The sequence below is a fragment of the Planomicrobium stackebrandtii genome, from assembly GCF_030814955.1.
GTDB lineage: Bacteria > Bacillota > Bacilli > Bacillales_A > Planococcaceae > Planococcus > Planococcus stackebrandtii.
Map to the genome: position 1 here is coordinate 359,511 of NZ_JAUSWB010000003.1, position 23,019 is coordinate 382,529.

At 45.3% G+C, this 23,019-nt stretch carries 22 protein-coding genes; 15 read left to right on the forward strand and 7 right to left on the reverse strand.

From position 1 onward, the window contains the following. The first annotated feature begins 116 nt into the window (after window positions 1-116). The 4 genes from QOZ98_RS07765 to QOZ98_RS07780 all read left to right on the forward strand — a co-directional run bounded on the left by QOZ98_RS07765 (window position 117) and on the right by QOZ98_RS07780 (window position 4,242). Window positions 117-875 (forward strand): SDR family oxidoreductase, encoded by a 759-nt coding sequence (locus tag QOZ98_RS07765; RefSeq protein WP_308786904.1) that lies wholly within the window; start codon window positions 117-119, stop codon window positions 873-875. 270 nt (window positions 876-1,145) lie between these two features. Continuing rightward, the gene (locus QOZ98_RS07770) at window positions 1,146-2,573 is read left to right on the forward strand and encodes an anion permease (RefSeq protein WP_308786905.1); all 1,428 of its coding nucleotides are present in this window, start codon (window positions 1,146-1,148) and stop codon (window positions 2,571-2,573) included. A gap of 45 nt (window positions 2,574-2,618) precedes the next feature. Further along, a complete protein-coding gene (locus QOZ98_RS07775; RefSeq protein ID WP_308786906.1) occupies window positions 2,619-3,272 on the forward strand; it encodes an SDR family oxidoreductase in 654 nt (217 codons plus the stop codon). A gap of 142 nt (window positions 3,273-3,414) precedes the next feature. Next, window positions 3,415-4,242 carry an undecaprenyl-diphosphate phosphatase gene (locus QOZ98_RS07780; RefSeq protein ID WP_308786907.1) on the forward strand — a complete coding sequence of 276 codons (828 nt, stop codon included), beginning with the start codon at window positions 3,415-3,417 and terminating at the stop codon, window positions 4,240-4,242. 41 nt (window positions 4,243-4,283) lie between these two features. Here QOZ98_RS07780 and QOZ98_RS07785 read toward each other — a convergent pair whose 3' ends face one another. Next, window positions 4,284-5,165, reverse strand: a complete 882-nt coding sequence (locus QOZ98_RS07785) for a LysR family transcriptional regulator (RefSeq protein ID WP_308786908.1) — start codon at window positions 5,163-5,165, stop codon at window positions 4,284-4,286. A 161-nt stretch (window positions 5,166-5,326) separates the two neighbouring features. Here QOZ98_RS07785 and QOZ98_RS07790 point away from each other — a divergent pair, with 161 nt between their 5' ends. Both QOZ98_RS07790 and QOZ98_RS07795 read left to right on the forward strand, forming a co-directional pair. Beyond that, complete coding sequence (locus QOZ98_RS07790; protein WP_308786909.1) at window positions 5,327-6,646, forward strand: GntP family permease; 1,320 nt, start codon at window positions 5,327-5,329, stop codon at window positions 6,644-6,646. A 21-nt stretch (window positions 6,647-6,667) separates the two neighbouring features. Continuing rightward, on the forward strand, window positions 6,668-7,444 hold the full coding sequence (locus QOZ98_RS07795) for a 3-hydroxybutyrate dehydrogenase (RefSeq protein ID WP_142828393.1): 777 nt from the start codon (window positions 6,668-6,670) through the stop codon (window positions 7,442-7,444). Between the two features lie 74 nt (window positions 7,445-7,518). Here QOZ98_RS07795 and QOZ98_RS07800 read toward each other — a convergent pair whose 3' ends face one another. Together QOZ98_RS07800 and QOZ98_RS07805 are read right to left on the reverse strand one after the other, a co-directional pair. Then, window positions 7,519-8,292 carry an alpha/beta fold hydrolase gene (locus tag QOZ98_RS07800; protein WP_308786910.1) on the reverse strand — a complete coding sequence of 258 codons (774 nt, stop codon included), beginning with the start codon at window positions 8,290-8,292 and terminating at the stop codon, window positions 7,519-7,521. Between the two features lie 144 nt (window positions 8,293-8,436). Beyond that, on the reverse strand, window positions 8,437-8,988 hold the full coding sequence (locus tag QOZ98_RS07805; RefSeq protein WP_308786911.1) for a TVP38/TMEM64 family protein: 552 nt from the start codon (window positions 8,986-8,988) through the stop codon (window positions 8,437-8,439). A 211-nt stretch (window positions 8,989-9,199) separates the two neighbouring features. Between QOZ98_RS07805 and QOZ98_RS07810 the strand changes: the two genes are divergently transcribed. The 5 genes from QOZ98_RS07810 (at window position 9,200) to QOZ98_RS07830 (ending at window position 13,803) form a co-directional block, all read left to right on the forward strand. Then, on the forward strand, window positions 9,200-10,258 hold the full coding sequence (locus tag QOZ98_RS07810; protein ID WP_308786912.1) for a YkvI family membrane protein: 1,059 nt from the start codon (window positions 9,200-9,202) through the stop codon (window positions 10,256-10,258). Window positions 10,259-10,343: 85 nt separating this feature from the next. Beyond that, a complete protein-coding gene (locus QOZ98_RS07815; protein WP_308786913.1) occupies window positions 10,344-11,282 on the forward strand; it encodes a ketopantoate reductase family protein in 939 nt (312 codons plus the stop codon). Window positions 11,283-11,351: 69 nt separating this feature from the next. Continuing rightward, a complete protein-coding gene (locus tag QOZ98_RS07820) occupies window positions 11,352-12,314 on the forward strand; it encodes a TRM11 family SAM-dependent methyltransferase (protein WP_308786914.1) in 963 nt (320 codons plus the stop codon). Window positions 12,315-12,318: 4 nt separating this feature from the next. Continuing rightward, window positions 12,319-12,507, forward strand: coding sequence for a hypothetical protein (locus QOZ98_RS07825; protein WP_308786915.1), 189 nt, complete (start codon window positions 12,319-12,321; stop codon window positions 12,505-12,507). Window positions 12,508-12,570: 63 nt separating this feature from the next. Continuing rightward, window positions 12,571-13,803 (forward strand): cysteine desulfurase-like protein, encoded by a 1,233-nt coding sequence (locus tag QOZ98_RS07830; RefSeq protein ID WP_308786916.1) that lies wholly within the window; start codon window positions 12,571-12,573, stop codon window positions 13,801-13,803. Between the two features lie 50 nt (window positions 13,804-13,853). On the opposite strand, the gene QOZ98_RS07835 is transcribed toward QOZ98_RS07830, so the two are convergent. Together QOZ98_RS07835 and QOZ98_RS07840 are read right to left on the reverse strand one after the other, a co-directional pair. Continuing rightward, complete coding sequence (locus tag QOZ98_RS07835; RefSeq protein ID WP_308786917.1) at window positions 13,854-14,528, reverse strand: class D sortase; 675 nt, start codon at window positions 14,526-14,528, stop codon at window positions 13,854-13,856. Window positions 14,529-14,582: 54 nt separating this feature from the next. Beyond that, window positions 14,583-15,011 (reverse strand): excalibur calcium-binding domain-containing protein, encoded by a 429-nt coding sequence (locus QOZ98_RS07840; RefSeq protein WP_308786918.1) that lies wholly within the window; start codon window positions 15,009-15,011, stop codon window positions 14,583-14,585. Window positions 15,012-15,311: 300 nt separating this feature from the next. Between QOZ98_RS07840 and QOZ98_RS07845 the strand changes: the two genes are divergently transcribed. Beyond that, window positions 15,312-15,758: a HEAT repeat domain-containing protein gene (locus QOZ98_RS07845; protein ID WP_308786919.1), complete on the forward strand. Its 447-nt coding sequence runs from the start codon at window positions 15,312-15,314 to the stop codon at window positions 15,756-15,758. Window positions 15,759-15,795: 37 nt separating this feature from the next. On the opposite strand, the gene QOZ98_RS07850 is transcribed toward QOZ98_RS07845, so the two are convergent. Both QOZ98_RS07850 and QOZ98_RS07855 read right to left on the reverse strand, forming a co-directional pair. Then, window positions 15,796-16,377, reverse strand: coding sequence for a biotin transporter BioY (locus QOZ98_RS07850; RefSeq protein ID WP_308786920.1), 582 nt, complete (start codon window positions 16,375-16,377; stop codon window positions 15,796-15,798). A 218-nt stretch (window positions 16,378-16,595) separates the two neighbouring features. Further along, entirely contained in the window at window positions 16,596-17,873 is a 1,278-nt protein-coding gene (locus QOZ98_RS07855) for a glucose-6-phosphate isomerase (RefSeq protein WP_308786921.1), read from the reverse strand. 174 nt (window positions 17,874-18,047) lie between these two features. Here QOZ98_RS07855 and QOZ98_RS07860 point away from each other — a divergent pair, with 174 nt between their 5' ends. The 3 genes from QOZ98_RS07860 (at window position 18,048) to QOZ98_RS07870 (ending at window position 22,897) form a co-directional block, all read left to right on the forward strand. Then, window positions 18,048-20,069: a penicillin-binding transpeptidase domain-containing protein gene (locus QOZ98_RS07860; RefSeq protein ID WP_308786922.1), complete on the forward strand. Its 2,022-nt coding sequence runs from the start codon at window positions 18,048-18,050 to the stop codon at window positions 20,067-20,069. 164 nt (window positions 20,070-20,233) lie between these two features. Continuing rightward, window positions 20,234-21,193: an aldo/keto reductase gene (locus QOZ98_RS07865; protein ID WP_308786923.1), complete on the forward strand. Its 960-nt coding sequence runs from the start codon at window positions 20,234-20,236 to the stop codon at window positions 21,191-21,193. A gap of 75 nt (window positions 21,194-21,268) precedes the next feature. Further along, a complete protein-coding gene (locus QOZ98_RS07870; protein WP_308786924.1) occupies window positions 21,269-22,897 on the forward strand; it encodes a glycoside hydrolase family 13 protein in 1,629 nt (542 codons plus the stop codon). Window positions 22,898-23,019: the final 122 nt, after the last annotated feature.

Genomic DNA, 23,019 nt, shown 5'->3' on the forward strand with positions numbered 1-23,019 from the left:
ATTTTGGAAGGAATTTGTTGATTGATAACTAGAGTATAGGCCAATATACTGGGAGTGTATAGACGGGAGCGTTCTCTCGTAAGCCAAAATAACTGAAAAAAGAGGAGATTTGCCAAATGAAACTAGAAGGAAAAGTAGCCATCGTAACAGGAGCAGCATCCGGTATGGGAAAAGCTATTGCTGAGCTTTATGCTAAAGAAGGTGCAAAAGTGATCGTTTCGGATATCAATGAAGAAGGTGCAATAAATGTGGCATCGGGCATCACAGAAAATGGTGGCGTTGCAAAAGCTGTTAAAACCAATGTTGGCGACGTGCAGGAAATCGAAGCAATGATTGATTTGGCGGTAAGTGAATATGGAACTTTGGATATTCTGGTCAACAACGCCGGCATCATGGATAATTTTGAGCCGGCTGGAGAAATAGAAGACTCCAAATGGGAGCGCATTTTTTCCATTAACACCATGAGTGTCATGCGCTCAACACGCAAAGCATTGCCGATTTTCCTGGAGAAGAACAAAGGCGTCATTATTAACATCGCCTCAGCGGGTGGATTATATGGAGCTCGCGCAGGAGCTGCTTACACGGCTTCGAAGCATGCAGTTGTCGGGTTTACGAAAAACACCGGTTTCATGTATGCAAAAGAAGGCATTCGCTGCAATGCCATCGCACCAGGCGGCGTAGAAACCAATATCAGTTCGTCGATGACATCCATCAGCGAAATGGGAATGGGCCGTACACAGGCTGGTTTGGCTTTGAATCCGCGCAATGGCAAGTCAGAGGAAATTGCTAAAGTTGCGTTGTTCCTGGCTTCTGACGATTCAAGTTTTGTGAATGGCACAGTGATAACTGCTGATGCCGGCTGGACTGCATATTAAAAAAACTTATTGAAATTCCGTTGCATAGATTTATGCAGCGGATTTTTTTGATTATACCAGTGTGTTAGGGGGAACTGTATGGAAGAAAGCAAGGACCCAAAAGCGCACAAAGAAAAAAATACAAAAGATAAGGAATGAAAAATTGCAGTCGTTTCTTTAATCATGGTATTGTCTACTATGCCAGTTCTTCTTTTTTTAGATAAAGCAGGTCTTTTTAAGGCCATAACAACAAGAGAGCTTTGAAGAGTTTTCTATATAAGGAGAGATAACATGTCTGCTGCCAAACAACAGGGAGAGGTAAAATGGCGTGAATTGTTTATCGTTATAGCAATCGGTCTTATTTTATGGTTTATACCGCCGCCTTCCGGACTTGAAGCCGAAGCGTGGCAATTGTTCAGTATTTTTGTCGCAACCATCGTGAGTCTGGTGATCAAACCGGTTCCGATGGGCAGCACCGCTATATTTGCCTTGACGGTGATCGTTTTGACAAATACGTTGACGCTCGAAGAATCGCTCAGCGGTTTTCAGAATACGACCATTTGGTTGATCGTCATTGCTTTCTTCATTTCGCGTGGATTTATCAAAACAGGATTGGGGACGCGTATTGCTTACATTTTTGTTCGGATGTTCGGAAAGAAAACACTGGGGCTGTCCTATTCGATGCTATTCAGTGACCTTGTGCTGGCTCCGGCTATGCCGTCAAATACTGCACGGGCAGGCGGAATCATTTTCCCAATCATCCGTTCACTGTCCGAAACCTATGATTCAAGAGTAGAAGATGGAACCGAGCGGAGAGTCGGCGCGTTTCTGACCAAAGTGTCTTTTCAGGGAGATATGATTACATCAGCTATGTTTGTAACAGCGATGGCTGCCAATCCTTTAGCTGTCCAAATCGCACAGGATATTACGGGAGTAACCATCACATGGGGCGGCTGGGCATTAGCGGCACTGGTACCGGGATTGATCAGCCTGATTCTAATTCCATTAGTGATTTACAAGCTTTACCCGCCTGAATTGAAAGAAACGCCAGAAGCTACTGCCATAGCAACACAAAAACTCAAAGAGATGGGACCATTGAAGCGTGAAGAAAAATACATGATCGGTGTATTCGTTCTTTTGCTTGTTCTTTGGATTTTTGGAGAGAACTTTGGAATCAGTGCCACTACCAGTGCTTTTGTGGGCTTGAGTGTCTTGTTGCTGACACAAGTGTTAACCTGGTCGGATATTAAGAAAGAAGAAGGCGCTTGGGATACATTGGTATGGTTTGCTGTGCTGGTAATGATGGCGACTTACTTAAATGTTCTGGGCATGATTCCGTGGTTTAGCGGACTGATGCAGGACTCCGTAAACCAGTTGTCATGGATGCCGACTTTGATCATTTTGGCGATTGTTTATTTTTACTCGCATTACTTTTTCGCCAGCAATACCGCACACGTCAGTGCCATGTACGCAGCTTTCCTGTCGGTAATTGTAGCAGCGGGAGCCCCGCCGTTATTGTCGGCGCTCATTTTGGCTTTTTTCAGCAACTTGTTCGGGTGTTTAACGCATTACGGTGCCGGTCCAGCCCCCGTCTTTTTTGGAAGCGGCTATGTCAGCCAGCAGAAATGGTGGCAATTGGGCTTTATCATTTCACTGATCCATATCGTAGTGTGGATGGGTGCAGGCGGATTATGGTGGAAACTATTGGGTCTCTGGTAGATCGACTGCAGAAAAAACTAAAGAACACAAAGGAGCGTGCGGCATATGAAAGTGGCAATCATTGGAGCAAACGGAAAAGTAGGCAGCAAATTAGGACGCATCTTGGCCGATAGAGGAGATGAGCCTGTAGGCTTTATTCGCAAAGCTGAACAAGCCGAGCAATTGGAGGCACAAGGCATTCAAACTATCTTGGCTGATCTGATCGAGACATCTGCCGAGGATTTTTCACAGCTTCTACAATCTTGCGACGCCGTAGTATTTTCAGCCGGCGCCGGTGGAGCAGGAGAAGAGCTGACCACCGCTATAGATGGCGAAGGACTGGTGAAAATTGCAAAAGCTGCCGAATTGGCAGGGATCCGCCGCTTTTTGCTGGTATCGGCTTTTCCTGATGCGGGCCGCGATAAAGAACCAGCAGCCGGCTTCGAGCATTATATGAAAATTAAACGTCAGTCCGAAGTTGACTTGGTGAAAACCGGATTGGATTGGACGATTTTGCGGCCGGGAACTTTAACGGACCAAGCGGGCACCGGCACTGTGAACTTGGGATATACTTTAATGTACGATACCATTTCCCGTGAAGATGTAGCTGCTGTGCTGGCTGAATTGCTACAATATCCCGAAACTGCAGGCCAGATATTGGAAGTGGTTCGAGGACAAGAAGCAATTGGCTTAGCCGTGAAAACAAAAGCAGGAAAATAACTGTGAAAAATGCTTTCCTTAGCTAAAATCGCTGCAACCTTTTCCAGTTATGCAGCGTTCTATTCTAGTTGAACAAAAAAATTCTTTTATCAAAAAAAAAGCATATGCAATTATTTTACTAGGGAAAGCGGGATTAATAGATATGGATTGGTTTGATTTACTCAAGGCATTAATTTTAGGGTTTGTGGAAGGTATGACTGAGTTTGCACCGGTTTCTTCTACCGGCCATTTGATCATCGTTGATGATATGTGGTTGAAGTCACAGGAGTTTTTGGGGAAATACCCAGCAAACACATTTAAAATCGTCATTCAGTTGGGATCGATCTTGGCAGTAGTCGTGGTATTTTGGAAAAGGCTGTTCAGTTTGGTGGGCTTGTATAAAATCGAAGGGCAGCAGGCGAATTCAAGCTTCAACCTTTTGCATGTGATCATCGGTATGCTGCCGGCAGTAGTACTTGGATTTGCGTTTAAAGATTTGATTGATGACCATTTGTTCGGTGTCGAAACGGTTATCTATGCGTTGGTTGCCGGATCAATTTTAATGATTGCTGCAGACAAGTTCGGACCAAAAAATCCAACGGTCAATTCGTTGGATGAAATTACCTACATCCAGGCATTGAAAGTCGGCCTTGTGCAATGTTTATCGTTATGGCCAGGGTTTTCCCGTTCTGGCGCCACCATATCAGGCGGAGTTCTGTTTGGTTTAAATCACCGGGTTGCTGCAGACTTTACGTTTATTATGGCGGTTCCGATCATGTTCGGAGCAAGCTTGGTATCGGTCTTGAAAAACTGGGATACGCTGTCGTTGGACTATCTGTCTTTCTATATTGTCGGCTTTGTCTCAGCCTTTGTTTTCGCGTTAATTTCCATCCGTTTCTTCCTGAAACTTATTTCCCGCATCAAACTGATGCCATTTGCCATTTACCGATTGGTTCTGGCAGCTATACTAGCAGTCATAGTTTTTCTATAGCAAACAAAAGGAGCTTCCCGCGAGGAAGCTCCTTTTTTGCATCAAACTTTCGGCAATTTCTCCACCAATGCTATGAATTCACGCGAAACGTAGGGGACGTACCGATTTTTCGCCATGATGATGCCGAGTCTCCATGGGAAGGTATTCGTTAGTGAAATCATTTTAAAAGGACCATCCTTAACGCGGTCGCAAATCAATTTGGGCATTAGCGTGACACCCAAATTTTTCTCCACCATACCGACAATAAAGTCCCATTGCGAACTTTCATAGGCGATTTTCGGAGTGAACCCTTCACTGATGCAGAATTCGACCGTTCGGCTGTTCAATGTAAACTCCTTGCTGAGCAGCAGGAAAGGATCGTCTTTAAATTGAATCAAATCAATCAAATCATGATGGGCAAGCGGATGTGATTCGTGGACCAGCAACTTGATTTCCTGGTCGACAAACGGGACGACATCGTATTTTTCCTTGTCAACTGGCAGCATAACGAAACCCAAATCGACTTCACCTTCATATACTTTTCTTTCAACTGTTTTAGCGCCATCCTCTGCCAGCATGATTGTCACATCCGGATAGGAGCGCTGAAATTCAGCGATGATGGTTGGAAAAAACAGGGTGCTGATTACAGGCGGCAGTCCGATTTTTATTTTTCCTTTTTTCAAGTTCATGATGTCGTACAGGGAAGCAGACAAATCATCAAGGCTATGGATGATTTTCTGGGCTTGCTCATATACCACTTCGCCAGCATCAGTCAAACCAATTTGGCGGGCAGAGCGGTCCAGCAGCACCACATCCATTTCATCCTCCAAATTCTTGACCATTTTGCTTAATGTGGGTTGTGTCACATGAAGAGCAAGAGCGGCTTTTGTGAAACTTTGATGCTTGGCGACTTCTACAAAATACGTCAATTGGCGAATATCCATATCATTCTCCTTACTTATAACTAATTGTTATAGAACTCATAGTTATTATTCATTTTACCTATCTATCTTGTAGTTGTACACTAATGAAAGCAACAGGAGATCTAAATATTTAGTTAATTTAACGGTTTTAAGTAAGCGGTTACAAAAAAGGGGGATTTTACATGTTAAGTATGATTGGAATGGTTGGGGGACTTGTTCTGCTCATTGTTTTGACGATGAGAGGAATGAACTTATTAATTGCAGGTCCGTTATCGGCATTGTTTGTAGCGGTTTTCAGTGGAATTCCATTGTTTCCGCAACTGGTAGGAGAAGGGGAAGCGAATTTACTAACGAATTATATGACCAGTTTTTCTGGATTTATCACATCGTGGTTCCCGATGTTCCTGCTTGGAGCAATATTTGGTAAAGTAATGGAAGACAGCGGAGCTGCTGACAGCGTATCGAGATGGCTGGTTGGCAAGTTCGGTTTATCCAAAGCAGTGTTGGCAATTGTCATTGCCTGTGCGGTATTGACGTACGGCGGCGTCAGCTTGTTCGTTGTTGCATTCTCAGTTTTCCCGATGGCACTTAGCTTGTTCAAACAGGCAGATCTGCCGCGCCGGTTTATCCCAGCCGCTTTGGCATTGGGTTCGGTAACATTCACCATGACTTCTGCCGGTTCGCCGGAAATCCAAAACTGGATTCCGATTGAGTATTTGAACACGACTCCTTATGCAGGGTGGGAAGTCAGCATCTTAGTGGCTGTCTTTATGGCTGTCTTCGGCTACTGGTGGTTAAAGCGTATGATTCAAAAAGCTGTCAACAAAGGAGAGCGCTTTGAGGCACGTTCCACAGATCCTATTGTAGAAAATCGTGATCTTCCAAACCCGATTATGGGCTTGATTCCTTTGCTTGTAGTTCTCGTCATTTCATTTATTTTCCATGATTCATTAATGACCTCTGCACTGATCATTGCCTTATTGGGTGGTGTCATTACAACTTATTTATTGAACCGCAAGTACTTCCTGAATCTCGGCAAAGCGTTGTCAGAAGGAACGATTGGTGCATTGATTGCGATCGGCAATACGGCAGCAGTAGTCGGCTTTGGGGGAGTTGCCAAAGCAGCACCAGCTTTCCAGACAGCTGTTGATGCCATGACCAGCATTCCAGGAAGCCCACTCATTGGCGGCGCTATCGCGGTCAGTGTCATAGCCGGCATCACCGGCTCTTCTTCTGGCGGACAGGCCATTGCCTTGCCATTGCTGGCACCGTATTATTTGGATCTGGGTGTAAATGCTGAAGCGTTGCACCGGACGATTTCAATCTCCTCAGGAGCTTTGGATTCGTTGCCGCATAATGGCTATGTAGTTACCACGATTCAAGGGATTTGTGGTGAAACGCATAAAGCCGCATATGGAGCTGTAGGGGCAGTTACGGTTATCGTACCGCTGATTGGAACAGTAATCGCAATCATTTTGTTTTCATTAGGACTTGGCATTTAATGAAACTGGGAGGAAAATACTATGGTAGAAAATAAAGTCGTCTTAATAACAGGCGCCGCCAGCGGAATCGGCTATGAAATCAGTTCCGATTTTGCAGAAGCTGGCGCGAAGATTGTATTGACAGACATCAATGAAGAAGCTGTGAAGGCAGCTGCAGATACTTTAACGTCCAAGGGCTTTGACTGCATCGGCATTAAATGCGATGTGACAAGTGAAGAGGATATCAAAAATGCTATCGAACAGACAACTGCCCATTATGGATCGCTTGATGTGCTGATTAATAATGCGGGATTGCAGTTCATTGCACCGCTCGAGGAATTTCCGACTGAAAAGTATGAGTTATTGATTCGGATCATGTTGATTGCGCCGTTTATTGCGACCAAGCACGCATTCCCGATTATGAAAAAACAAGGATCAGGACGCATTATCAATATGGCGTCCATCAATGGGCTGGTTGGGTTTGCCGGGAAAGCCGCTTACAATAGCGCAAAACACGGCGTCATCGGCTTGACTAAAGTAGCCGCACTTGAAGGCGCGGAGCATGGCATTACCGTCAACGCTATGTGCCCGGGCTATGTGGATACCCCGCTGGTCCAAAATCAGATGAATGATTTGGCAAAGACCCGCAATGTGCCGATCGAAAAAGTTTTTGAAGAAGTGCTGTATCCGTTGATTCCCCAAAAGCGTCTTTTGGCGGTAAAAGAAATTTCGGATTATACGATGTTTTTAGCAAGTGATAAAGCATCAGGTGTAACAGGGCAAGCCGTCGTTTTGGACGGCGGCTACACAGCTCAATAAAAATGCTCAAATAAACCCGTCCAGCGTTTGCGCTGGACGGGTTTTGTGCAGGAATTCTTTTTTTCGAAGAAAATCTATTCCAGAAAATTTTCAGCAATTCCAAGAAAGAGGTAGGGCTGTTCGACATTGGGGGCGTGTCCGGAGCGCTTGAATTCCATAAAGGTGGCGTCCGGTATGAAAACAGCTGTTTCACGACCTTTTTCAGGGGAATTCAAGCCGTCAAATGTCCCGCTGATCACCAATGTTTCAGCAGTAATCTTCGCAAGCTGTTGGCGAAAGTCGAATTTTTCCAAAGCATCTGCCGCGATGCCTTGCTCTTTCATGTTCAATTGCCGGCTATTTTGAGCCGTTTGGCTGAGCCATTCATCGACCCGGTTTTGGTTATGGTAAATATAACTGGAAGAGGCACTGAACTTTTCAAGGAGGCTCAACCCATCAAACTTGTTAGCGTAGCGGTCAAAAAGCTCCGCCATGGATGATTGTTCCCCATATGATTTCGTAGCAACCAATATCAGCTTTTTGACTTTTTCGGCATTCTGGATTGCGACGCCTTGTGCGATATAGCTGCCCATGGATACGCCGAGCACATCGACGGCCTCTATTTTCAGATGAGAAAGGAGGGCGATGGCATCTTCTATATGGTCTTGCAAGGTGTACTGCTCGAGGCGGCTGGAATTGCCGTGGCCGCGTGAATCCAGTGCAATAACACGGCGCTCTTTCTTGAAGAAATCGATCTCCCGATAAAACATTGCTGAATTGCTGGTCAATCCATGGAGCAGGAGAAGCGGACGTCCTTCACCAATATCTTCGTAAAATAATTCGATCTCCCGGTGTTTGAAAATGGGCATTGTAATTCTCCTTTTTTAGTAATCTGATTAAAGCTTTCCTATTTGTCATACCCTGTGGCTAAAAGATTATAGCTTTTTGGACAAATTAAAAAGCACAACGGATGGTTGTGCTAAAACTTAACTGCTGATGCTGCTCTTTGCAAATCAATTGGATTGGGCTTTGGAATTATGCCATTTTTCGATAAAACTGAAGATAGCTGCCAGGAGTATAAACATACTGAGGGTGGTGTACCACGGAAATTCCGTAATAGCCCGGCCAAAAGCAGTATAGAGGATGGCAGGGGCGATAAGACCCAGAGCAGAAATGATCATGTATTCTTTCAATGTTTTTGTCATCTCCATCAAGTACAGGGACAGTAAATGGAAATGGACAAACGGCATAATACGAAGAATCATCACTTGGAAAACCGACAGGGTACGATCAGGAAAAATCTTGTCTTTCAGGCGAGCCATTTTGTCCTGGAATTTAGGGAATTTGTTAACCAGCAGATAGGATACCCAGCTCATTAAAGTCAGACCGATAAATGACAAAAAGGCGCCTTCAAAAAATCCGAACAAGAAACCTCCGGCAACGCAAACTGCAATAACCGGGAGAAACAAAAGCGGCCGTACTAAATGCAATAAAATAAAAAGAAATGGTGCCAGCCAACCGACGCTATCCATGAATGCTTCGAGGGATTGATCGAATTGCTCCATACGATCCCGACCTCCCTAAATATGTTTGCTAATAAGGTAGGATAATCCAAAATTGTTGTAAAAGCAAGAAGGATGTAGGTTTTTCGGATATTTAAGTTTAAATCTATCTGTAACGGGAAAAAGAAGAGGTGGTTTTAAAACGAGAAAAGGGGGGAAGTCCCTTTTCAGCAGCTGATAAAAATCGGTTGTAAAAAAATGGAAGGAAGAGATGATGAAAAAAAGTTTAAAGATTGCAAGTGCATTTATTGGAATTGTAGTGGGAGCTGGCTTTGCTTCCGGACAAGAAATTCTGCAGTATTTCACAAGCTTTGGCTATTGGGGATTTGGTGCGGTCCTTGTCGCAACAGCATTGTTCGGTTATTTGGGAATGGTGCTCACGGGCCTCGGCAGCCGGATGCAAACCATTTCGCATGAAGATGCAGTGTATGCGATAAGTGGAAGGGTTTTGGGCAAGATAATCGATTACACCCTCATATTGACTTTGTTCGGCATTTTGGTAGTTATGGTTGCTGGAGCAGGATCGATTTTCTCCCAGCAATTCGACCTTTCTCCAGCATTCGGGCGAAGCATCATGATTATCCTCGTTATTCTTACGATCATGTTGAATGTTAAGAAAGTGATTACCATCATCAGCAGCATAACCCCGTTTTTGGTCTTGATGGTCGTTGGAATCACTGCATACAGTTTAATGACGATGGATTCAAGTTTTGCGGAATTGGAGCCGGTGGCTAGAGAACAATTGTCTTCGACACCTCACTGGCTATTATCCGCCATCAATTACGTATCGCTCGCTATTGCGCTTGGTGCATCCATGTCACTCGTCATGGGTGGTGCGGAGAAGGATGAAAAAATCGCAGCCCGCGGCGGTCTGATTGGCGGACTTGGTTTCGGCTTTTTGATTCTCTTGAGCTATTTGGCGATATTCGCTAAAGTCGATGTTGTTGGCTCTTCGGATTTGCCGATGCTCGCACTTGCTGATAATATCTCCCCAATATTAGGTGTAGTCATGGCAATTGTTATTTTCGCGATGATTTATAATACAGCGGTCAGTCTGCTGCTGTCGTTTTCAGCCCGGTTCGTGGAGATGGGAACAAGCCGTTTCCGGATTTTTGTCATCATTTCAGGAGCTGCAGCATTTCTCTTGAGCTTTCTTGGATTTACGGCGCTCGTCAACTGGTTCTATCCGGTTGTCGGTTACCTTGGCCTCTTATTGGTAGGTGCCCTGGTGGTCGCGGATATTCGCAAAACCGGGAAAACTGCAAAAAAATAAGCTTTGGAAAACCAGCTGTCCTATAGAGGAGGCTGGTTTTTTTATGGTATATTCAGGCTAATAAAAGCTGGGAAAGAGGGATTTGATGAAAATACTGATTATAGGCGCCGGCGCAATGGGCAGTTTGTTCGGCGGGCGCCTAAAAGCTCAGCAAGCCGAAGTTTTTCTATACAACAGAAGGAATCCGCATGTGGAAACGATCAATCAGAGCGGATTGGCGATTGTTGAACGCGATAACCAGGAGACGACAGTTCCGTTAAAAGTGGTGCAGGACCTTTCAATAACAGATGCCTATGACTTGGTGTTGGTACTAGTAAAAGCGCATGCAACCAAGGCGGTATTGGAGTCTGTGAAAAGTGCGTTTTCCTTGGAAACTCTGCTTGTTACCATGCAGAACGGCCTTGGGAATTTGGACGTGATTGCTGAGCTCTTTCCCAATAATCCAGTTGTCGCCGGAACAATGGGGTGCGGCGCCAGTGTGGAAAGCAACGGCCGTATACTTCATCGGGGTTGGGGGAAAAACTATATTGGCCGATCTGAAGACGCGGATGCACAGGAAACGCTGCTGGAATTCATTTTGCTGTTGAATCAATCGGGTCTGGAAACGGAGTTGGCGGAAGACGTTCAAACTGTCATCTGGAACAAGCTATTCGTGAATGTTGCTTATAATTCGCTGACTGCGCTGACGCGGTTGAGAAATGGCGATATCCTGAATACGGATGAAGGCAAATGTTTACTGCGGGGCGTTGTCACTGAATCCGTCCAGGTAGCCAAAGCGGAAGGCATCTCTGTAGATGCAGAAGCAACTGTCGCGAAGTGCTTGAAGATGGGCCAGGAAGACATCGGGGCAAATAAGTCTTCAATGCTGATGGATGTCCTGCACAAACGAAAAACAGAAATTGAAGCGATTAACGGTGCTGTAGCGAAGCTAGGCAAGAAGCATGGCATTGAGACTCCGTACAATGATTTGATCACAGGAATCATTAAAGTCATCGAAGCGAATTATGATCTTCAAGTCGACTAAATTTTAATGGATTCTGCTATACTTGAGGGATATTGTCCTGAACAAAAGGGCAGATAAGGACGGGATGAATTGAATCGATTAACTGCAACAGGCGACTATATTTATACGTACGCCTATACGAATGATGAAAAAGCATTATGCCAATTGGAAATGCGGTCTTTTTTCGGAAAAGACACAAGTGAAAAAATCGTCAAGAGCGGGGTGGCGATTGACCCAAGCCGAAGCCCGTTCATTAAGGAACGAGTCGAATTGTATTTTGAAGGCGATACATTACAGGACATCCTGGAACAAACTGGCGAAGTGGACATGGCCGATGCAACATTCAAAGTGATCTTTCTGAAGATCAATGGCCTGTCTGAGTTGGACCAGGTCGACTATTTGGGGAAACGGGACGTTGAGCGGCAAATTGGTTCAGCAATTACCGGTGAAGCGGATGTTCATCAACCGGATGTGACATTCGGTTTGATTCCTTTTGAGGGCCGCTGGTATTTCGGGCGCTATCTGCAAAGTGAGCCGGTCTGGTTCAAGCACATGAAAAAGCCGCGGGAATATTCTACGGCACTCAGCACGCGCGTTGCCCGGGCAGTTGCAAACATTGCGGTGCCACAACCCGAAGGCGTCAAAGCCATCGATCCATGCTGCGGCATCGGTACAGTTTTGGTGGAAGCGCTGTCGATGGGCATTGATATTGTCGGCCGAGACATCAACCCGCTGGTCGTCGATGGATCCCGTGAAAACATTGCCCATTTCGGGTTGGCGGGCGAAGTGGCGCTGGGCCCGATTGCGGAAGTTGAAGACGAGTACGACGTAGCCATTATCGACATGCCATACAATTTATATACGCACGCAACACCTGCAGATCAATTGGCCATTTTAAAAGACGCCCATCCATTTACGGAAAAGCTCCTGGTCGTCACCATCGAGAAAATGGACCATATGATCGAAGAAGCAGGATTTGTTGTCACGGATCGCTGCGTGGCAAAAAAAGGGCTGTTCCTGCGTGAAATTCTGGTATGCCAAAAAGCAGGTTAAACGAATGAACACGAGCGCCGCGATTTGCGGTGCTTTTTTTGTGGCCAAATGGTGGCAGGATCGTATTTTGGTTGGAATGGATCGTAATTTGGCTGTTGCGGATTGTATTTCAGGTGCAATGAATCGTATTTACCCCACAATGGATCGTATTGCACTCACAACGGAACGTATTCCAAAAATCGCTGAAAAATAAAGGAGATTCCAGCGGAAAATTGAATACGGTAACAGTACCTTATTCGAAAAGGAGATGCAGACAATGAAATCCACGAAAACAACGTTTCCTATCACCGAAGTACGGGAGCAATTTCCGGCTTTGGCCAGAATGTATAAAGACAAACCCGTTGCTTATTTTGATGGCCCGGGCGGTTCGCAAGTTGTCCGTTCTGCGATCGAGGCCATTTCAGCCTATATGGAAAGAGGAGGCGCCAATCTCCACGGGTCCTTCCCATCAAGCTGGGAAACTGAGGAAACCATCTCGGAGGCAAGGCTTGCAGTGGCCGACTTTCTGAATGTCCAGGCAAAAGAAGTGGCATTCGGCGCCAACATGACGACCTTGACGATTGCCATAGCCAACGCACTTGGCAAAAACTTTAAAGTGGGCGACGAAATCGTTGTTACGGAAATGGATCACCGAGCCAATGTCGATCCGTGGATCATGATGGCAGAAGACCGGGGATTAACAGTTCGCTGGGTCAAGGTCGACACCGAGACGAAAACTTTGGATCTGACCAATCTGGACAAGCTGATTAACGATAAGACAAAGATTGTCGCTGTCGGAATGGCTTCCAACGCCATCGGCACAATAGTTGATCTTCAGCCTTTCGCCGAGCGGGCGAAAAAAGTCGGTGCACTTTTGGTAGCAGATGCTGTTCACGCGGCTCCACATTTGCCGATTGATCGGGACAGGCTGCAAATTGATATTTTATTATGCTCTGCCTATAAGTTTTTTGGGCCGCATATCGGCATTGCGGCTATCAAAGAAGAGGTCTTCCAGCAGCTCGAACCGTATAAGCTGACCACTTCACCTGCGTACTATCCTGACAAACTGGAGACCGGTACGCAAAACCACGAAGGCATCGCGGGCATCCGTCCAGCCATTGAGTTTTTTGCAGGATTTGGTCAAGGAGAAACTCGCAGAGCGCGTATTTTGTCCGGAATGGAAAGGATTGAAGTCTATGAAAACAGCTTGGCCCATCGGCTGCGCGAAGGGCTGTCAGCCATTGAAGGCGTGACGGTTACACAGGCTGCCGCAAATGTGCCAAAAACGCCGACAGTCGCATTCCAGGTTCAAGGCATTGAACCGGCAGAAATCTGCAAGAGATTAGCGGAAGAACACAGCATTTTTGCCGCTGCCGGCCATTTTTATGCTTCCACGCTTGGTGATGTGCTTGGCCTCAACGACAGCGGCGGCTGGGTGCGGGCAGGGCTTGCGCCTTACAGCACGGAAGAAGAAGTAGAGCGTTTGATTGGTGCTATAAAAAGTCTATAAATAAAAAATAAACAGGGCAGCGGCTGATGATTCATCGGCTGTTGCCCTATTTATTTGGGAGCAGTTTCATGAGTTGAAACTAATTCCGCTTGTACAATGTACCGATCAGGCGCAGAGCCGATAAAATCAAATGGATAACAAGTGGTCAATGTCAGTGTTGATTGATCTTTTTCAACAATGACGGTTCTATCGTCTTCATGTGTAATCCAAATGCTGGTGATTTCATACATAAAAGTCTTTCCGTCGTATTGAACCATTAAATCATCTTTTTCTTCAAGGTGAGCCAACCCGGTAAACACTGTATCACGATGACCGCTTAATACAGTGTGGCCATTTCCGCCTGGAATTGTTGTTAAGTCGCTGACATATAAGCCGATGCCTTTTTCCAAAGTTTCCTCGTCGGCTCCCCAATAAACCGGATACTTTTGGCCAATTTTAGGAATAAGCAAATCTGCGGTTTTTTCCCCAGCTTTCTGTTGGATGGAGGTGGTCAATACAGGTACCGGTTTTTTTACAGGAATGGGAATAGCAGTCGCCTTTTCGGCTATTTCAATAGGCTCTTGCTGAACCTCGGCTGCAGAATACTCTTTAAAATCCTGGATCGTTTGGAGTTCTGCCTCCGTTAAACTTTGTGCTGAGCTTGCAGCAGTATGCCACTCGAATAAGTGATAAAGCCCAATTGTCAATCCTGAAACAAGTAAAAGAACTCCCAGCCATTTTTTCATCTGCCTTCACCTCAAAGAGAACCGGCAGGAAATTCCCAGCCGGCAGGTTTTATTTTAAGCATTTTGATTTTTTCGGCGGAACAATAGAAGTGAACCTACACCAGCAAGTCCTGCACCAAATAGCATCATCAATGGACCATTTGAAGCCGTGTTCGGCAATGCAGCACCTTCTTCTGTTTCATCTTCTTCAGTGGCTGCTTCTTCTTCAGCAACTGTTTCGTCAGAAGAGTCATCAGAGATATTTTCTTCTACAACACCACTTTCAGTTGTTTCGGAATCTCCTTCACAAGGTACTCCATCGCTATCAGCGTCCAGGCGATGTGGATCATTTTCAGCGCTGTATCCATTTTCATCCCAGAAGACCTGGGCTTCACCATCAGCAAAATCTCCACAATCCCTGTCGTTTTCCACTGCACCTACGTTCAATGCAGACCCTAATACCAGAAACGAACCGAAGACAACACCAACAAGCTTTTTTTTCATAAATATTCCTCCTCTTCCAATAAATTATGTAACACATTTCCATCTTAACTTTAGTTTACTTAATTTTCAATTAATTTTTAATAATTTTATCAAATATTAGATAAAAAGGTAATAAGACTTATGGAAAATACCGGATAGTAGTAGTAAATCTGCTTTTTAGAGTTAATTAATAGACTGGCAGAATAATCGACTTTTTTCCTTTTGCATCAGTTGGTGGTATACTGGTAGGAACTTGTTCCGTCAACGGAGAGCATTACACCATTTCCCGCAAAGGGAGATGAATAAAGGAGAATGAATTTTTTGAAACAACCGAACAAAGACACCAGTAATTTACCACCGAACTACGACGAATTGAAAAAAGCGGCGAACCGGACAGCAAACTGGAAAGAGCGTTTGGCTGCGGTTGAAGAGCTTGGCAAGTGGAAGAGCGAACCAACGATCGATATTTTGACGCATCGCATGAACCATGACCCTGTTTATCAGGTGCAGGAAGCGGCTTATGCGAAACTAAAAGACCTTGGCGAAAACGTCCATATGCCGGAACGGAAGAAATTTGATTTGATCAAAGATACTTCCAAAGTGCTGGTTCGCATCAAAAAGAGTTTGCCTAAAGATCACACTTATGAAGAATTCAAAGAGAAGCTGCAGAAAATGCGCGTTGATATTTACGATACGTACAAAGGCGATAAAGGCGAAGATTTTGAAAAATGGTTGGAAGACCAGTGGAAATCTGCTCCGTCTAAATAAGGCCAATAAAAAAGGATGCCACTGAGGCATCCTTTTTTTATAGGTGTTTTTGAATGATGGGGCGTAAGCGGTAGCCGAATAAACCGGCGAGTACTGCCAAGATCAAATCTTTCGGAAGCGGGACAGCCATCCATGCCCAAGCCATCTGGTACGTGAAGCCTTCGGGTGCTGCAAACCATAGCTTATAGGCCGCATACATCCAGTTGATGCCAATAAAGTAATTGACGGCAGTTCCGGCTAGAGCTGCAGCGATAAAGCCCTTTTTGCTAGGCCATTTCTCAACGATCAATCCGGCAGTATAGGCAATAAAGATAAACGAGATGATAAATCCGAATGTCGGGCTGATGAGGGTATCCATCCCTCCGGAAAATCCTGCGAAGACTGGAACACCGGCAAGGCCGATAAATGCATAAACAATCATGGACACGGCACCCATTCGGCTGCCAAGGAGAATGCCTGCTAAAATTGCGAAGAATGTTTGCAAGGTAATGGGCACACCTCCGATAATCAGAAATGAAGCGATGTTTGCGCCAATGGCCATCAAGGCTGAGAACATGGCGATATGTACCAATTGCAGGGTGCGGGAATGATTGGTCGATCTGGTGGTGGTCGTTGTCATACTGGTTCCTCCTGATTTTCAATATAAATTGAGTATACTTAGCGAAAATATTTAAGTCAACCTATTTTTGTAATTGGTTAACACAAGCGCAGGGAGTGCAAAATACCTGTATTGATTGGATCAGGAATTAGAGCCAGCCATTCTGGATAAAAGGTCTTCTAATTCATAAATTTCCAAAAAAAAAGCTGACCCATTGTGTGGCCAGCTTTTTCTATGTTTTAAAATCCTGGTTTATTCAACAGTTTGAAGATGTTGTTTTTGTAATCTTCAACGCCAGGCTGATCGAACGGATTGATGTCGAGCAGATAGGCACTATAGGCACAAGCGAGCATGTAGAAATACAGCAAGTGGCCCATATTGTATTCGTCGATTTTGGGAATCGTCAAGCTGAGTTGAGGAACGCCGCCGTCCAAGTGGGCACTGGATGTCCCTTTGTACGCCACATGGTTAAATTCCTGCAACGAAAGGCCAGCCATATAATTTAATTCGTCGCCATCGTTTTCGGCTTCGAAAATCGTCAAATCTTCATTTGCTTCTTGGACCAGCAGGAAGGTTTCAAACAAGTTGCGTTTGCCGTCCTGAATATACTGCCCCATGGAATGGAGATCAGTCGTGAAGGAAACAGAAGCTGGGAAGATTCCTTTGCCTTCTTTGCCTTCACTTTCGCCGAACAGTTGCTTCCACCATTCCTGAACGAATGACAGCTTCGGTTCAAACGTCGCCATCACTTCTGTCGTGTAGCCTTCCACATAAAGCTGATGGCGGACTGCTGCGTATTGCAGCGCTGGATTTTCATCCGCATCGGTGTTGTTGTATAGCTCTTCTGCATTCAAAGCTCCTGCAATCAAATCGCGGATAGAGTAGCCGGCAGCTGCAATTGGCACAAGTCCAACAGCAGTGAAGACAGAATAGCGTCCGCCAACATCTTCAGGGACAACAAAGCGCTGGTAGCCATTGGCTTCAGCGAGTGTCAGCAAGGCGCCTTTTTCAGCGTCCGTTGTGACGATAATTCGTTCTGCCGCTTCCTGGCCGTAGCGCTTCTCCATATAATCCTTCAGGAAACGGAAAGCGATGGCAGGTTCAGTTGTTTTCCCGGATTTGGAAATGACGTTGACCATGACACGCTTGCCGTCAAGATGGGCGAGGAGCTGCTTCAAGTATTCGCCGCTGACCTGATGGCCTGCAAAGACCACTTCAAGTCCAGATTCTTTGCTGAAGTATGAGTCTAATGCCGATAGTACCGCTTTAGAACCGAGGTACGATCCACCGATGCCGATAACGACTAAAACATCCGCAGTGTCACGGATTTGTGCTGCCGTTTTTTCAACTTTCTTTAAAAACTCCTCATCAAGTTTGCTTGGCCAATCCAACCAACCAAGAAAGTCTGAGCCTTTTCCTTTTTTGCTGTATAGATTATCGTGTATTTCTTTTAATTGTGCTCTTTTTTCAAGTGTTAGCACCGCACCAATTGATTCTGAAAATGTAATTTTAACCATATTCACCCTCCTGTCTTTTGTTAATCAGTTTACCATATTAAAACAGCCAATTGCGGATGTTTTGCAGAGGAAATTATTCACGGATTTCTCAACGCTATTTTGCTAAAGAGCTGTTATCCTTTCAACTTCGGGCTGTTTATTGGTAAAATAAAGAAAACAATTGGGGGTTATGGTATGGCGAAAAAGTTAGCGATTGTCCTGGCATTGGCTTTTCTGGTATTGCTGGCAGGCTGCCAGCAAGAGGCTTCACCGGAAGAGCGGCTGCAGGCGTACATAGAACAGTGGAACAATGGTGAGTTTTCAGAGATGTACAGTTCTTATTTAAATCAGGGAACGAAAGAAGCTTATGCTTCGGAAGACTTTGTTGAGCGGCAGCAAAAGCTGTATGAAGATTTGGCGATTGAAAATGTCGAAGTGACTTATACAGAGCCTGGAGAAGATGCTGAATGGGATACCGAAAATCCGGCAGACTTCCCAATACAGGTAAAGATGGACACGATGGCCGGACCGGTCGAATTTGAAAAAACCATGACTTTGCTGTTTGAAACGCAGGAAGACACGGAAGATTGGTTTGTTGAATGGGACCCTTCTTTTATTTTCGAGCAGCTGGAAACCGGTGACGAAGTCCGTGTCTCAACGACAGATGCAGAACGCGGTGAAATTCTGGACCGCAACGAACAGCCGATTGCCATCAATGGAACAGGCTATAATATCGGTGTGGTTCCTGGGAACTTCACCGAAGAGTCCGCTAAAGAAGAGCTCGCGGAAATCCTGGAAATTTCAGTTGCCGCAATCGATGAAAAAATGGGGCAAAGCTGGGTCCAGGAAGATCAGTTTGTACCTATTTCCAAGGCAGCTAAAAATGATACGGAATTACTGGAAAAAGTAGAAGCGATTCCAGGTGCCACTTATCAGGAAACTGCGATGCGCGAATATCCATACGGAGAAGCATTGGGCCATTTAAGCGGCTATATCGGGCCGATCACTGCTGAGAAACTGGAAGAACTTGAAGATCAGGGCTATACTTCAACCGATTCAATTGGCAGAAGAGGCCTTGAGCAAACACTTGAAGACCGCCTTCACGGTACGAAAGGCCTGAAAATTCTTATTAAAAAACAAGGCGACAACGGAGAAGAGTTGACGATTGCTGAAACCCCTGCCGAAAACGGTGAAACGGTTGTTCTGACAATTGACGCAGAGCTTCAGAAATCAACTTTTGATTCGATGGAAGGTGAAGCGGGAACCAGTGCCGCAGTTGATCCTGAAACCGGGGAAACCCTGGCATTGGTCAGTTCACCAGCCTATGACCCGAACGAATACATGCTCGGCATCAGCGAGAGCCGTTTCAAGGAATTGAGCGAAGACCCTTTGAATCCTTTATTCAACCGGTTTGGAGCGGCTTATGCACCGGGTTCTACCATCAAGCCGGTAACAGCTGCAATCGGCATGGAAGCAGGAACACTTGATCCTGCCGAAGGTTTGCAGATTGACGGTGCGACATGGCAAAAAGATAGTTCATGGGGAGATTACCGGGTAACACGCCTGCATCCGGAAGCACCGAATCCAATTAATCTGAACAAAGCATTGGTGTACTCGGATAATATCTATTTTGCCCGCCAAGCGCTCCAAATGGGCAATGAAGCTTTAGTCTCCGGTTTACAAAGCTACGGCTTCGGAGAAGAAATTCCCTTTGCTTTGGAGCTGCAGTCGTCGCAGATTTCGAATGAAGGGGCGTTAGGGTCTGAAGGCCAGCTTGCCGATACTTCCTTCGGTCAAGGGCAGATGCTGACCAATATTCTCCATCTGGCTTCCATGTATGAGCCGTTTTTGACGGATGGCATCATGTACAAGCCGCTGCTGTTTATGGATGAGGAAAAAAGCCAGGTATGGAAAGAAGGATTGCTGAGCGCAGAAAGCGCAGAAACTCTTCGCAGCGGCATGCGCAATGTTGTGGTGGATGGCTATGCCCAGTCTGCTAATAGTCCATCCGTGAAAATTGCCGGGAAAACTGGCACAGCTGAATTGAAAGGTGCGATTGGCGATGAAGGGCAGGAGAATGGCTTTTTTGTCGCCTACGATTCGGAAAGCCCGGATTTTATTCTGGCCATGATGATCGAATCGATTGAAGACAACGACGGCAGTGACTATGTCGCTGGATTTGCGGCTCAAGTGTTTGAAGAATATGGGGCTGAATAGTAAAAGCGGACATCCACCGGCAATCACTCCTTGCCGGTGGATGTTTTTTGTAGATTTATGGCTTAATTTCTAATGCGGCTAGCAGGAATTTCCATGGAAATATTGAATAGAAAGAAGAATGAATTGTTGCGGGAATTAGGGGAGAAATCAATAGGGGGGATTGGATGGAATTCAAGAACTTAGGAGGCACCGGGTTAAAAATTTCGAATATAAGTTTAGGTACAATGGCTTTTGGACGCTGGATTGACGAACAGGCATCCCATGAAATTATGGATGTAGCCTTAGAGCAAGGAATTAACCTGATTGATACAGCAAACTTTTATGGCAAGGGACAGGACGAGGCTTTCAAATATGGTACAGGGGAATGCGAAGAAATCGTCGGCAGGTATTTGAAAGGTAAGCGAAATACAGCGGTATTGGCAACCAAGGTGGGGTTGCCGATGGGCGAAGGGCAAAACGATAAAGGCTTATCCAGGCATCATATCATCCAGCAGGCTGAAGAATCTTTGCGGCGGCTGCAGACCGATTGGATCGACCTTTACCAGGTGCACCGTTTTGACGATAGCACACCATTGGAAGAAACTTTATCCGCTTTAACAGATTTAGTAAGACAGGGGAAGGTCCGCTATATTGGCTGTTCGAATTATGCGGCGTGGCAAATGGCAAAAGCGCGTGGAATCAGCGACTTAAAGGGGTTGGAACATTTTGCATCGAGCCAATCTCAGTATAATTTGTTATCCCGTGAATTGGAAAATGAAGTCATGCCGTATTGCGCTTCTGAAAAAATGGGGTTGCTAGTTTACAGTCCAATGGCTAGAGGTGTACTTTCAGGGAAATACAAGTCAAAAAGCGACATGCCAAAAGACAGCCGCGCCGCTAAAGGAGAAGAGCTCATTCAGCATTATTTTACTGACTCCAATTTTAGAAAGGTTGAAGCCTATAAGGGGTTGTTGGGTGACCAAGGCTATGAACTATCACAGTTTGCTTTGGCATGGACCCTTAATCAACCGGCAGTAACTTCTGCAATTGTAGGGGCCAGCAAACCTCACCATGTGTTGGATGCTGCAGAAATCAGCGGCTGGAAATGGACAGAAGGCTTGAAAACACAAGTATCAAACATTTGATTGGTAGGGATAAAAACAGTTTAGAAAACTAATAGCATAATAGTTATTTACAGTGTAGGGAAGAGGGAGTTCACTTTGAAGGAGACATGGTGGAAAGAAGCAGTGGTCTATCAAATTTACCCGAGAAGTTTTAATGATTCCAACAACGACGGCATTGGTGATTTGAACGGGGTGACAGAAAAACTGGATTATTTGGATGAACTGGGAATCACTATTATCTGGATTTGTCCGATGTACAAATCCCCAAATGTTGACAATGGGTATGATATTAGCGATTATCAGGCGATCATGGAAGAAATGGGGACGATGGAGGATTTTGATCGCCTGTTAGGGGAAGTGCATAAGCGGGGAATGAGGCTCATCATCGACCTGGTGTTGAACCATACCAGCGACCAGCATCCATGGTTTTTGGAATCCCGTTCCTCCAGAGAAAATCCAAAGCGCGACTGGTATGTATGGAGTGATCGCCAGACCAATTGGGAAAGTATTTTCGGTGGACCAGCCTGGACCTTTGACCCGAAGACCGGCCAATATTATTTGCATATTTTTACGAAAAATCAAGTAGATTTGAATTGGGAAAACAAAGACATGCGTGAGGCTGCATATGAAATGATCCGCTGGTGGCTGGCCAAAGGCGTTGACGGTTTCCGTGTGGATGCCATCAATCACCTGAAAAAGGACTACAGCGATATGCCAAACCCTAAAAACCTGCCGTATGTTCCAGCTTGGGAAAAGTTCACGGATGTGGAAGGCTTGCAGGACATGCTGGCAGAATTGCGGGATCAGGCTTTTTCGGGCTATAACATTGTCACTGTAGGAGAAGCGAACAGCGCCAAATCTAAGGACATGGAACAATGGATCAGCGAACATGATGGAAAATTCAATATGATTTTCCATCTGGAAGCGCATGATGCGGCAGGCAGCCACCTGGATCCGGGATTGGATGTCAGGGATTTAAAGGAAGTTTTAAACCGCTGGCAGGAAGCTGCACACGGTGTTGCGTGGAATTCACTTTACATTGAAAATCATGACCGTCCAAGAACGGTATCCATTTGGGGAAATGACCGGGATTATTGGTTTGAAAGCGCTACTGCATTAGGGTGTATGTACTTTTTTATGCAAGGCACCCCTTTTATTTACCAAGGCCAGGAAATCGGCATGACCAACGCCCCGTTCGACGATATCGAAATGTATAATGATATTGAAACAAAAAATATGTACCGCTACAACCGCCAAGAAGGCGTGTCCCATGAGGAGTTAATGAGAATCATCAAGAAAATCAGCCGGGATCATGCCCGTACGCCAATGCAATGGAACAATCAGGATTTTGCCGGTTTCTCCAAAGCCAAACCGTGGCTTGGTGTAAATCCGAATTATAAATGGCTGAATGTCGAGGCACAAAAAGATGATCCAAAATCGATCTGGTCGTATTACAAGAAAATGATTCATTTGCGCCAAAATTGGAAGGTTTTAGTGTATGGAACGACAAGGCTGGCTGATTCCGGATGTCCGGATGTCTATGCCTATGTCCGGGAAGACCGCTATACGAAAATGCTTATTGCTTCGAATTTAAGTGAACGGCCGTGTACATGGAACACCCCTTACGATGCTGAACTTCTTCTCACAAATTATGAGGAACGTGAAAAAGGTGTCCTGCAGCCATATGAAGCATGTGTTTACTTCTTGAAAAAAGAGATTTATTAATATTTATGAGCTGCAACAAGCCGCAATGCCATTTAATCAGAATGGTTTTGCGGCTTTTTTAATTTGGAAGCAATATTAGATTTGGGTATATATAATCAAGACAAAAGATCTTTTTGTTTTTT

Bases quoted from the DNA above. Each gene is read 5' to 3' on its own strand.
- QOZ98_RS07810 (WP_308786912.1), top strand. From the start codon at position 9,200: ATGAAAAAAAGTTTAAAGATTGCAAGTGCATTTATTGGAATTGTAGTG.
- QOZ98_RS07855 (WP_308786921.1), bottom strand. From the start codon at position 17,873: ATGGTTAAAATTACATTTTCAGAATCAATTGGTGCGGTGCTAACACTT.
- QOZ98_RS07865 (WP_308786923.1), top strand. From the start codon at position 20,234: ATGGAATTCAAGAACTTAGGAGGCACCGGGTTAAAAATTTCGAATATA.
- QOZ98_RS07860 (WP_308786922.1), top strand. From the start codon at position 18,048: ATGGCGAAAAAGTTAGCGATTGTCCTGGCATTGGCTTTTCTGGTATTG.
- QOZ98_RS07800 (WP_308786910.1), bottom strand. From the start codon at position 8,292: ATGCCCATTTTCAAACACCGGGAGATCGAATTATTTTACGAAGATATT.
- QOZ98_RS07805 (WP_308786911.1), bottom strand. From the start codon at position 8,988: ATGGAGCAATTCGATCAATCCCTCGAAGCATTCATGGATAGCGTCGGT.
- QOZ98_RS07775 (WP_308786906.1), top strand. From the start codon at position 2,619: ATGAAAGTGGCAATCATTGGAGCAAACGGAAAAGTAGGCAGCAAATTA.
- QOZ98_RS07815 (WP_308786913.1), top strand. From the start codon at position 10,344: ATGAAAATACTGATTATAGGCGCCGGCGCAATGGGCAGTTTGTTCGGC.
- QOZ98_RS07850 (WP_308786920.1), bottom strand. From the start codon at position 16,377: ATGACAACGACCACCACCAGATCGACCAATCATTCCCGCACCCTGCAA.
- QOZ98_RS07770 (WP_308786905.1), top strand. From the start codon at position 1,146: ATGTCTGCTGCCAAACAACAGGGAGAGGTAAAATGGCGTGAATTGTTT.
- QOZ98_RS07830 (WP_308786916.1), top strand. From the start codon at position 12,571: ATGAAATCCACGAAAACAACGTTTCCTATCACCGAAGTACGGGAGCAA.
- QOZ98_RS07785 (WP_308786908.1), bottom strand. From the start codon at position 5,165: ATGGATATTCGCCAATTGACGTATTTTGTAGAAGTCGCCAAGCATCAA.
- QOZ98_RS07840 (WP_308786918.1), bottom strand. From the start codon at position 15,011: ATGAAAAAAAAGCTTGTTGGTGTTGTCTTCGGTTCGTTTCTGGTATTA.
- QOZ98_RS07825 (WP_308786915.1), top strand. From the start codon at position 12,319: ATGAACACGAGCGCCGCGATTTGCGGTGCTTTTTTTGTGGCCAAATGG.
- QOZ98_RS07795 (WP_142828393.1), top strand. From the start codon at position 6,668: ATGGTAGAAAATAAAGTCGTCTTAATAACAGGCGCCGCCAGCGGAATC.
- QOZ98_RS07780 (WP_308786907.1), top strand. From the start codon at position 3,415: ATGGATTGGTTTGATTTACTCAAGGCATTAATTTTAGGGTTTGTGGAA.
- QOZ98_RS07765 (WP_308786904.1), top strand. From the start codon at position 117: ATGAAACTAGAAGGAAAAGTAGCCATCGTAACAGGAGCAGCATCCGGT.
- QOZ98_RS07835 (WP_308786917.1), bottom strand. From the start codon at position 14,528: ATGAAAAAATGGCTGGGAGTTCTTTTACTTGTTTCAGGATTGACAATT.
- QOZ98_RS07790 (WP_308786909.1), top strand. From the start codon at position 5,327: ATGTTAAGTATGATTGGAATGGTTGGGGGACTTGTTCTGCTCATTGTT.